Raw genomic sequence first — 10,152 nt, 5'->3', positions numbered from 1 at the left:
CGAGCACGAAAGGCACGACAAATGAACAGTGGACGGTGGTGGCGCGCGTCGCTGACCATGTCGATGGTGGGCGCCCTGGCGGTCTCGACGGGGGCCTCGACGCCACCCGCCGAGGCCGTCGTCGGCGCGTCGTCCGAAGTGGCCGGTGCTGCAAAATCCGGCGCCGCCGAACCCGGTCCTGCCACCGCACCAAATCCTGCCGCCGAACCCAGTGTCCTGCAGGAGAACCGGCTTGACGCGCGCACCCTCGACCTGCTGATCTATTCGCCCGCTCTGGGCACCAGCGCACCCGTCCGCCTGCTGCTGCCGCGCGGCTGGAAGAAGCATCCGGACCGCACTTGGCCGGTGCTCTACCTGTTGCACGGCTGCTGCGAGGACGCGGATTACCGGGCGTGGACGAATTTCACCGACGTGCAGCGGTTCATGTCGGACAAGGACGTGCTCACCGTGATTCCCAGTGGTGGCCCGGCCGGCTTCTACACCAGGTGGGCCGGTGGTGAACCGGACTGGGAGTCGTTCCACCTGAGCGAACTGCGCGGCATCCTGGAGCGCGACTACGGCGCCGGGGACCGCCGAGCGGTCGCCGGCCTGTCCGTCGGCGGCTACGGCTCCTTCGCCTACGCCTTCCGCCACCCCGGCATGTTCCGCGCCGCGGCCTCCTACAGTGGACTGCTGAACACCCTGCAGCCCGGCGTTCCCGGTGTGGTGCAGGGAATTCTGGTGCGCGAGGGGGAGGACCCGCTGGCGATGTGGGGCAGTGCCGTGCTGGACCACCCCACCTGGTCCGCGCGAAATCCCTTCGACCACGCCGAACAGCTGCGCGGCACCGCGCTCTACGTCTCCTGCGGCAACGGCCTGCCCGGCCCGCTGGACGCTCCGGGGGCGCTACCGGATTCGCTGGAGCCGTCGGCGTTGTCGACTTCGCTGGCGATGACTTCGCGCCTGAAGGCGATGGGAATCGCGGTCACCGAGCACTATTACGGTGCAGGTAGGCACGATTGGCCTTATTGGGAACGGGAGTTGCACCGCTCTTGGCCGATGTTCGCCGACCGCCTCGGCTTGGCCGGAGCCAGCGCGAACGCCGTGGCCAACGCCCCGAGCAGCACCAACCCGGCGGCCAACCGCATTCCCGCGGAGTAACCGGCGGAGTAGGCGGCGTCGGCCGCCGCGCCCGATGCCGATGCGGCGTCGCTGGTCAACGAAAGCACCACGCCCACGACGGCGATCCCGAGCACTCCGGACGCCTCCCGCGCGGCGCTGATCATCGCCGAGGCCACGCCCGCGCTGCCGGTCGGTACTGCGCCGAGCACTTCGGAGGTCAACGGGGTGATCAACGCCGAGCCGACGCCGATCGACAGCAGCCCGGGCATCAACGCCGCCACCGTGGTGCCGGGCCCGGAACCGGCCAGCAGCCACAATCCCAGCGCTACCAGCACCATTCCGGCGGTCACCGTCCACCGCGCGCCGAACCGCGCGCTCAGCGGCGGCACGAACGGCACGCACAGCACGAGCAGCCCGGCCAGTGGCACGAAGACCATCCCGGCCGCGCTGGGCGAGAGTTCGAGCACGTCCTGCAGGAACAACGAGGTGTAGAGCAGCGTCCCGTTGACCCCCACTCCCCACAGCACCTGCGCGATCGTGCCGCCGCCGAAGACCTTGTTGCGCACCAGGGAAAGGTGCAACATCGGTTCGGCGGCGCGCCGCTCCACCGCGACCAGCACCGGAATCGCCGCCAGCGTCACCGCTCCGGCCGCGATGATGATCGGCTGGCCGAACCCGATGCTCTGGCCCTCCACCAGCGCGAAACTGCCCGCCGCGAGCACCACTGTGGACAGTGCCAGCCCCCCGGGGTCCAAGTGCCGCAACGGCATCGGTTCCGGCCGCACGTCCGGAAGTCCCCACCACACCAGCGCCATCGTCAGCAGCCCGGCGGGCAGGTGCAGGAAGAAGATCCAGCTCCAGTGCAGGTGTTCGGTGAGCACACCGCCGACGACCGGCCCCAGCGCCAGCGCCACCGCCAGCGACGCCGTCCAGATCCCGGCGGCCAGCTCGCGCCGCGCCGGAGTGATGTCGGCGGCCAGCACGGCCAGCGCGGCGGGCATCACCAGCGCGGCCGATGCGCCTTGCGCGAAGCGCACCGCGATCAGCACCGGCGCGGTCTCGGCGAACCCGGCCGTGACCGAGGTGACGATCAGCGCCGCCAGCCCGAGCTGCAGAATCCGCCTGCGCCCCGCCAGGTCCGCCAGTCGCCCACCGATGATGAGCAGGCTCGCGAACGCCAGCACGTAGCCGCTGACGATCCATTCCAGCTGCGGGACCGTGGCCCCCAACTCCGCCTGCACGGTCGGCAGCGCGACGTTGACGATGTTGTTGTCCAGCGCGGTCACGAACCCGGCCAGTCCCAGCGCGAGCAACACCGGCGCCTGGCGGACAGGGGCCTGCATCGCGTCGCTCACGTGACTCCGCCCTCCGGATCTTCGGGTTTGCGCAGGGGTTCGGTCGGCTTGTCGACCGTTTCGCCGCGCAGCGCCCCGTACGGCAGCAACCGTCCCGCGGCGCGCAGCGCCACCTCCAGCTCGAAGCGGGCCTGCGGGTCGTTCAGGTCTTCGCCGAAGAGGTCTTCGAGCTGGTGCATCCGGTATCGCACGGTCTGCGGGTGCACTTGCAGCCGTTGCGCCACTTCCGGTGCGCCGCCGCGGGTTTGCAGCCATGCCAGCAGCGTTTCCGCCAGCCGCACCTGCTGCTTGGCCTTGAGCTTCTCCAGCGGCGCCAGCCGGGTGTGCACGATCTCCTGGGTGAGGTTCTCGTCGCTGAGCAGCAGCAGGCTCGAGAGGTGGTCCCGGCAGCGCAACACCGGCCGGTTGGGCACCACGCCGTTGCCCGCCAGTTCCAGCAGCCGCCGCGCCCAGCGCAGCGCGTGCGGCGCTTGCCGGATCTCCACCGGTGGTGCGATCACCACGCGCCAGCCGGCGAGCTGGTCGTTCCACGGCAGGTCGTGCGGCTCGTCCTGGGTGCACGGCACCAGCAGGTGCGGCTGGGCGCATTCCAGGTCGACCAGCGCCTCCCAGCGGGCCAGCGGGTTGGTGTGCGGCTCTTGCTGTTCGGAGCGTTCCAGCGCGGCGACCACGACCTTGCCGGGCAGCGGCCACTGCGCCGCCGATGCGGTCTCTTCCAGGATCTGTTGCGGTGGCTGCGGATCCGACAGCAGCAGTTCCAGCAGCCTGCGCCGCCTGCGCGCCTGCGTGCCCGCCGCGCGGGCTTGGGCTTCGGCGTAGCCCTCCACCGACAGCGCGGCGAGCTCGTCGATGTGCGCGTAGATGGCTTCGCCGAGCAGCAGCATCGTTCGCGGCGCGGCCCGGGCGCGTTCGCCGATCCGCGCGAGGCGCCGCCACGCGAGCCGCGCACCGAGCCGGTAGGCGGCCTGCAAGCTGTCCAAACTGCGCCCTTCGTGCATTTCCGCCTTGCCGAGGGCGCGGTGCACTTCGGCGCAGCGTTCCTGCGGGGCGGTGGGGTCGGCGATCTGGTCGACGAATTGGCTCAGCGCCTCTTCGACGCCGCGGTGGATGGCGTGCACGTAGTTGTGATCCATCGGCCGCGCGTATTCGGGGATCCGGCGTTGGATCTCCTCCAGGATCTGCGCCGCGAGGCTGCGCAGTTCGGGCCGCAGGATGGGCGCGAGGTCGCTCGGCAACGCCGCCCACAGTCCGGGGGCCTTGGGATCGGCCGAGTCGGGAGTTGCCGCCTGGGAATGATTCGCCGTCGTCAGCATGGCTCTCTTTCCGTGCCGGAGCGGCGCCGTGTCCGGGAGTCCTGCTCGGGGACCGGGAGTCCGGCTCGGGGGAGATGTGCGCCGCCGAACATCTACCTACTCGCGAGTAGGGACTTTAGTGATCTTCCGCGCAGCATCCAACCGTCAATTCGAGTGAATACGAAAGTAAGTAGAGCGCAGGCAACGTGAAAGATATTCGTCTAATTGTTTTCCGCGGAAGCCTCCTCGCGCAACGCGGCTTCGTCCTCCCGCCCGAACTCCTCCTCCAGCCGCTCCGGCGCCTGGTCCACGTCGATCCGCTCCACCGGGACCCCGCGGGCCGACTCGATCGCCTTGATCCGCCGGGCGGCGCGGTCGGCGGCGTACTCGAAGAGCCCCTCGATGCGCATCTCGAACGGATCGCCCTCCAACCGCCCGAGGGCGTGCTCGATCTGGCCGATCGCGTGCGGCAGCAGCGTGTCCATCCGCTCGGTCACCACCTCCCAGGTCGAGTCGTCGGCGGCGACGTGCCTGCGGCAGGTGAACGTTCCCCACGCCATGTGCCTGCGCTCGTCCTCGCTGATCCGCCGGATCAGCTCGCGCATCCCCGGCAGGATGCCGAAGCGCTCGCACGTGCTGTTCCACAGGAAGTAGCCGGTCAGCGCGAGCACGCCTTCGACCAGGTGGTTGTAGGTGACCGACGCGCGCACCTGGTTCGCCGGGCTCGGATCGGCCGACAGCGCGTGCAGCGCCTCCGGCAGCGCCTCGTAGAAGATCGCGCGGTAGCCGGGGTTGTCCGCGACGTGCGGGTGCAGGTCCTGCTGCACGCCGACCGCGTCGAGCCAGCGGCGGAAACCCTGGGTGTGCTTGGCTTCCTCGAACATGAACTGGCTCAGGTAGAGCTCGTCGGCGCGGCGCCCCTCGGCCACCATCGCTTGCACGAACGGGCGGATGTCCTCGGTCACGGCCTCTTCGCCGCCGATGAACTGCGCGCACAGCAGCGTCGCGGCGAACCGCTGGCGGTCGGTCAGCTGCTGCCAGTCCCGGGCGTCCTGCGAGAAGTCGATCGCTGCGGGGTCCCAGAACTTGCGATGTCCCTTGTGCCACAACCGGTACGGCAGCGAGTCCGGGTTGATCCGGGTACCGCCCGGCCGGTGTTCGGTGGTGGTCACGATTGCTCCTTTCCGTCCTGCAGCGCCAGGTCCAGCGTCGCCGCGCCCTCCGGCGCCGGCGGGTTCTGCAAGGTCAGCGGTGCGTTGGGCGGGTTGTCGTCCAGGAAGTACAGCGGGTCCTCGGTGTCGACCACCAAGCTGAGCCGGTGCCCGGCGGGCACGTCGTAAGCGGTGGGCGGGAGGTCGGTGTCCACTGTGATCGGTTCGCCGGGCTTGGCGTTCTCCCACGAGTACGGCACGTACGAGATCATCCGTCCGGTGCCGGTGGCGTCCACGTCGTAGAGGTAGGCGACCAGCATGCCGTTCGGGGCCGGCGGTATCGCGCTCATCCGCAGGTGCGGACTTCCTCGCAACACGCGGGGTTCCGGTAGCGGCGGGCTGGTCCACTTGGCGCCCGCGGCGGGGTCGACGGCGGGCAGGAACGCGGTCGGCGGGTTCCCGGTCAGCGCTTCCAGCGTGTAGGTCACCAGCGGGACACCGCCGTTCGCCACCGTGTCGCGTCCACTTCGGATGGTCCGGGACCAGTCCGCGGGTTCGTCGGCGGTGAGTTCTTCCTCGCCGGAGAGGAAGAACCGTTCGGTCCGGTCGCTGATCGCGCTCCAGTCCGGGTACTGCTCGCGCGGCCGGTCGGTGGCACCTCTGGGCTGCAGCACGACCGGCGCGCTCGTTGGCGCGGGCGCGCCGCGCAGGTGCGTGTCGAACCACTGGTAGGTGTCGTTCCAGGCGTCGTTGGGCAGCCCGAGCAGCCCGCTGGTCTCGGCCGCGGCGTGCTCGCCGGGGATCAGCTCCAGCCGGTTCGGGGTGTGCAGCCGGTGCTGGAACTCGGCGAGCTGCGCGGGCGGGAACACCGTCTCGCTCCAGGTGTTGAGCATCAGCACCGCGGGGCGGTTCGCGTTGATTCCGTCCACATAGGAGGAAGGTGAGCGGACTCGCGACCATTCGGTCACGCGTTCCCGGTCCTCGCCGGACATGTACTTGGTGAGCATCTCCCGGGTCTCGGGGGAGAGGTCGCCGTCCTTCTCGCCGGAGATCCGCAGCACCGTGGCCACCGCAGCGCGCCGGGTGCGGTTGCCGAACAGCGACTCGACCAGGTCCGCCCACCCGCTCATCGACGCCACCGCCCGAATCCGCGGGTCGGAGGCCGAGGCGAGCAGACCGATCCCGGCGCCGTAGGAGATCCCGCCCACGCCGATCCGCGCCGGATCGGAATCGGTGTTGGCCAGCGTCCAGTCGATCACGTCCGAGACGTCGGCGACGTCGTCCGGCCCGCCGACCTCGACCTGGCCGCCGGATTCGCCGAATCCCCTGGTGCCGTAGGAAACCGCGACGTACCCGCGGGCGGCGAAGTTCTCGCACGGCACGATGTTCTGCGTGCTTCCGCCGCCCCAAGCGGCCACGAGCACCGCGGCCGGGTGCGGTCCGGGGTCGGCCGGTTCGCAGACCGCGGCTACCAGCGGAGTGCCGTCGTGCGCGGCGATCTCCACGAGCCGGGTGTGCGTCCGGCCCGCGGATGCGGGCGCCGCGGTGCACAGCATCGCCGTCGTCGTCAGCGCGAGGATCGCGGCGGTTCCGGGGAAGGCGCGGGGCATGGCAAGCCTTTCGTCGCCGGGCGGAGGGACCGGAGCGCGTCCGGCGGAATCCCAAGCTACTCGCAGTAGGTCCGGCGGCAATACTCCATCCGGATCACGTGTGCGGCGACCGTCCTCGCGCGTTCGTCCGAAGTGGATGTTTTTGTCATCGCACTGACAACATCCAGCGGAAAACGGCTCAACGCGGGGAAAAGATCAGATCTCCGAGGTCGCGGATGATCGCTTGACTTCAAGTCAACTATAAGTATCAGAGTCGCGGCATGACTACTGCGACCGAATTCGGCTACGCCGACCTGCCCGATCTGATCGGGCGGATGGCCGGGGACGAGAAGCACTCGCCGGCGGCCACCTCGACATTGGACGTGCTGTGGGTGCTCTACGACCGGGTGCTGGCGATCGGCCCGGAGCTCATCGACCACCCCGAGCGCGACCGCTTCCTGCTGTCGAAGGGCCACGGCCCGATGGCCTACTACGCGGTGCTCGCCGCCAAGGGCATCCTCGATCCGGCGGAGCTGGACCGCTGGGGCCGGTTCGACTCTCCGCTCGGCTTCCACCCGGACCGCGTGCTGGCGCCCGGCGTGGAGATCGGCAGCGGCTCGCTCGGGCACGGGCTACCGCTGGCGCTGGGCACGGCGCTGGGATTGCGCGCCCAGGGGCGCACCGGGCCGCGCGTGGTCGTGCTCGTCGGCGACGCCGAGCTCGACGAGGGCAGCAACCACGAAGCCATCGCCGTGGCGGGCCGCCGGGGGCTCGGCAACCTCACCACCGTCGTGGTCGACAACTCCTCGTCGTCCTACGGCTGGCCGGGTGGCATCGAACAGCGCTTCGCGGGCGAAGGCTGGGCCGCGCGTTCCGTCGACGGCCGGGACCACGAGGCGCTGCACGCCGCGCTCACCGACACCCGCCCGGACCGCCCGCTCGCGGTGATCGCCCGCGTCGAAGCGAAGGAGTACTGACTGATGGCCCGCACGATGCCGCCCAAGACGATGCGCGAGGTGTTCACCGACGTGGTGAGCACGGCCCTGGAGCACGATCCCCGGCTGGCCGTGGTGCTGGCCGACATCTCCATGGACCGCTTCACCGAAGCAGCCGAACGCCATCCGGACCGGGTGCTCAACGTGGGCATCCGCGAGCAGGCGATGGTCGGCGTGGCCGGTGGGCTGGCGCTGGCCGGGATGCGCCCCGTGCTGCACACGATCACGCCGTTCCTGCTGGAGCGGCCGTTCGAGCAGCTCAAGCTGGACATCAACCACCAAGGCAGCGGGGCGTTGCTGGTGAGCACGGGCGCTTCCTACGACTACCCGGACGCGGGCCGCACGCACATGGGCCCGGGCGATGTGGCGCTGATCGACACCCTGCCGGACTGGACCGTGCACGTTCCCGGGCATCCGCAGGAGGTCGCCGAGCTGCTGCCCGCTGCGCTGCGCGGGGACGACCGCGTCTACCTGCGGCTGACCGAACGGGAGAACGACGAGGCGCTGCCCACCGGCCCCGGGTTCCGCGTGGTCCGCCAGGGCGGGGGAGGCGTCGTGCTCGCGGTGGGACCGATGTTGCGGCCGGTGCTCGCGGCCACCGCCTTGATGGACGTCACGGTGCTTTACGCGGCGACCATCCGGCCGTTCGACTCCGCGGGCCTGCGGGCGGCGGCGCTGGCTTCGACGCCGGACGTCGTGCTGGTCGAGCCGTACCTGAGCGGCACGTCCAGCCACGCCGTCGGTGACGCGCTGCCCGATGTGCCGCACCGGCTGCTCGCGCTGGGCGTGCGGCGCGAGCCCGAGCTGCGCGCCTACGGCACGGCCGAGGAGCACGAGGCCGCGCACGGGCTGAGCCCCACGGGCCTGAACGAGTCGATCCGGAAGTTCCTCGCGCTGTGACCGCTCGGGTTCCCGCGCCGGCGCTGGGGGTGGCGCGGGAGCCGCGGCCGCGGTGACGGCGGATGCGATGAGCCGGCCGCGTCCGATGAGCCGACCGGTAGCCTGGCGGCGTGGCACGCGTCGTCGTACTGGACTACGGGTCCGGCAATCTCCGTTCCGCCGAGCGCGCCTTGGCACGCGCGGGCGCGGACGTCGAGGTCACCTCCGACCACCGAGCCGCGACGGAGGCCGACGGTCTCGTCGTGCCCGGCGTGGGCGCGTTCGCGGCCTGCATGGAGGGCCTGCGCGCGGCGGGCGGCGACAAGATCATCGATCATCGGCTGGCGGGCGACCGCCCGGTCCTGGGCATCTGCGTCGGGATGCAGATCCTGTTCGACCGCGGGGTCGAGCACGGTGTGCAAGCCGACGGCTGCGGGCAGTGGCCCGGTGCGGTGGAGCCGCTGCACGCGGACGTGCTGCCGCACATGGGCTGGAACGAGGTCGCCCCGGCCGAAGGCTCGGTGCTGTTCGCGGGCATGGAGCCGGGCACCCGGTTCTACTTCGTGCACTCGTTCGCGGCGCAGCGTTGGGAGATGTCCCAAAGCTCGGCGGCGCGGCAGTCCGGCAGCATCGCGCCGGCCCGCGTGACCTGGGCCGAGCACGGCGGCCCGTTCATCGCGGCGGTGGAGGACGGAGCGTTGATGGCCACCCAGTTCCACCCGGAGAAATCCGGCGAGGCCGGAGCGCAGCTGCTGCGGAACTGGCTGGTGTCGCTGTGAGGCGGCACGGGCTGATGCATCCGCGCGGGGCGGCGCGCGTGGTCGCGCTGCTGCTGGCGATCGGCGTGGTCGCCGGGTTCAGCTCCACCTACCTGGTGCAGGCGGGCGTGCCGGGCTGGCTGATCCTGGTGCTGACGGTGCTCGCGCTGGCGGTGCCGATCATCGCGGCCGCGCGCTCGTCCCGCCGCAAGCTGTGAGCGACGTCCCGAGCCCGGTGACCCGGCGGGCGATCCGTTCGCGAGCCCGACGACAATGAGCACGTGACTTTCACGCTGCTTCCCGCCGTTGACGTGGCCGATGGCCAGGCCGTGCGCCTGGTGCAGGGCGCCGCCGGAACCGAAACCTCCTACGGGGACCCGCTGGAGGCCGCGCTGGCCTGGCAGCGCGCCGGTGCGGAGTGGATCCACCTGGTCGACCTGGACGCCGCGTTCGGCCGCGGCTCCAACCGGGAGCTGCTGGCCGACGTGGTGCGCAGGCTGGACGTGCGGGTCGAGCTCTCCGGCGGCATCCGCGACGACGACTCGCTCAAGGCCGCGCTGGCCACCGGCTGCGACCGGGTCAACCTCGGCACCGCGGCGCTGGAGGACCCGGACTGGGCCGACCGCGTGGTCGCCGAGCACGGCGAGCAGGTCGCGGTCGGGCTGGACGTGCGGATCACCGAGCAGGGCCACCGGCTCGCCGCGCGCGGCTGGACCCGCGACGGCGGCGACCTGTGGGAGGTGCTGACGCGGCTGGACGCGGCCGGTTGCCGCCGCTACGTGGTCACCGACGTGAGCAAGGACGGCACGCTGCGCGGCCCGAACACCGCGCTGCTGCGGGAAGTCTGCGCGCGCACCGAGGCGCCGGTGATCGCCTCCGGCGGAGTGTCCAGTGTGGATGATCTGCGGGCGCTGGCGGAACTGGCGCCGCTGGGAGTCGAAGGCTCCATCGTGGGCAAGGCGCTCTACGCCGGGAACTTCACCTTGCAGCAGGCGCTCGCCGCGGTCGCCTGAGCACCGCTTACCCTGGTGG

The 10,152-nt window shown here is 71.1% G+C and carries 9 protein-coding genes and 1 pseudogene; 6 read left to right on the top strand and 4 right to left on the bottom strand.

What is annotated here, in order from left to right; genetic code table 11:
• Positions 1-21 precede the first annotated feature (21 nt).
• On the top strand, positions 22-1,140 hold the full coding sequence (locus tag V1457_RS00250; RefSeq protein ID WP_233627334.1) for an alpha/beta hydrolase family protein: 1,119 nt from the start codon (positions 22-24) through the stop codon (positions 1,138-1,140).
• Positions 1,141-1,238: 98 nt separating this feature from the next.
• On the opposite strand, the pseudogene V1457_RS00245 reads toward V1457_RS00250, so the two are convergent.
• The 4 genes and pseudogenes from V1457_RS00245 to V1457_RS00230 form a co-directional block, all read right to left on the bottom strand.
• Positions 1,239-2,444, bottom strand: a pseudogene (locus V1457_RS00245) (MFS transporter); the annotation flags it as partial.
• An 8-nt stretch (positions 2,445-2,452) separates the two neighbouring features.
• The gene (locus tag V1457_RS00240; RefSeq protein ID WP_200069987.1) at positions 2,453-3,769 is read right to left on the bottom strand and encodes a helix-turn-helix domain-containing protein; all 1,317 of its coding nucleotides are present in this window, start codon (positions 3,767-3,769) and stop codon (positions 2,453-2,455) included.
• 200 nt (positions 3,770-3,969) lie between these two features.
• Positions 3,970-4,920: a R2-like ligand-binding oxidase gene (locus V1457_RS00235; protein ID WP_200069986.1), complete on the bottom strand. Its 951-nt coding sequence runs from the start codon at positions 4,918-4,920 to the stop codon at positions 3,970-3,972.
• Complete coding sequence (locus V1457_RS00230) at positions 4,917-6,509, bottom strand: CocE/NonD family hydrolase (RefSeq protein WP_338598873.1); 1,593 nt, start codon at positions 6,507-6,509, stop codon at positions 4,917-4,919. The genes V1457_RS00235 and V1457_RS00230 overlap by 4 nt, the downstream gene beginning before the upstream one ends.
• A 260-nt stretch (positions 6,510-6,769) precedes the next feature.
• Here V1457_RS00230 and V1457_RS00225 point away from each other — a divergent pair, with 260 nt between their 5' ends.
• From V1457_RS00225 to priA, 5 genes are all read left to right on the top strand, one after another.
• Positions 6,770-7,465, top strand: a complete 696-nt coding sequence (locus V1457_RS00225) for a thiamine pyrophosphate-dependent enzyme (protein ID WP_200069984.1) — start codon at positions 6,770-6,772, stop codon at positions 7,463-7,465.
• Between the two features lie 3 nt (positions 7,466-7,468).
• Positions 7,469-8,383, top strand: a complete 915-nt coding sequence (locus V1457_RS00220; RefSeq protein ID WP_338598868.1) for a transketolase — start codon at positions 7,469-7,471, stop codon at positions 8,381-8,383.
• Positions 8,384-8,493: 110 nt separating this feature from the next.
• Positions 8,494-9,141 carry an imidazole glycerol phosphate synthase subunit HisH gene (gene hisH, locus V1457_RS00215; RefSeq protein WP_295139309.1) on the top strand — a complete coding sequence of 216 codons (648 nt, stop codon included), beginning with the start codon at positions 8,494-8,496 and terminating at the stop codon, positions 9,139-9,141.
• Positions 9,138-9,338, top strand: a complete 201-nt coding sequence (locus V1457_RS00210; protein ID WP_295139312.1) for a hypothetical protein — start codon at positions 9,138-9,140, stop codon at positions 9,336-9,338. The genes hisH and V1457_RS00210 overlap by 4 nt, the downstream gene beginning before the upstream one ends.
• Positions 9,339-9,401: 63 nt before the next feature.
• A complete protein-coding gene (gene priA, locus V1457_RS00205) occupies positions 9,402-10,133 on the top strand; it encodes a bifunctional 1-(5-phosphoribosyl)-5-((5-phosphoribosylamino)methylideneamino)imidazole-4-carboxamide isomerase/phosphoribosylanthranilate isomerase PriA (protein ID WP_338598861.1) in 732 nt (243 codons plus the stop codon).
• Positions 10,134-10,152 lie beyond the last annotated feature (19 nt).

The sequence above is a fragment of the Saccharopolyspora sp. SCSIO 74807 genome, from assembly GCF_037023755.1.
GTDB lineage: Bacteria > Actinomycetota > Actinomycetes > Mycobacteriales > Pseudonocardiaceae > Saccharopolyspora_C > Saccharopolyspora_C galaxeae.
The sequence above is the reverse complement of the archived record's forward strand: the minus strand, read 5'-3'. Positions and strand labels throughout refer to the sequence as shown.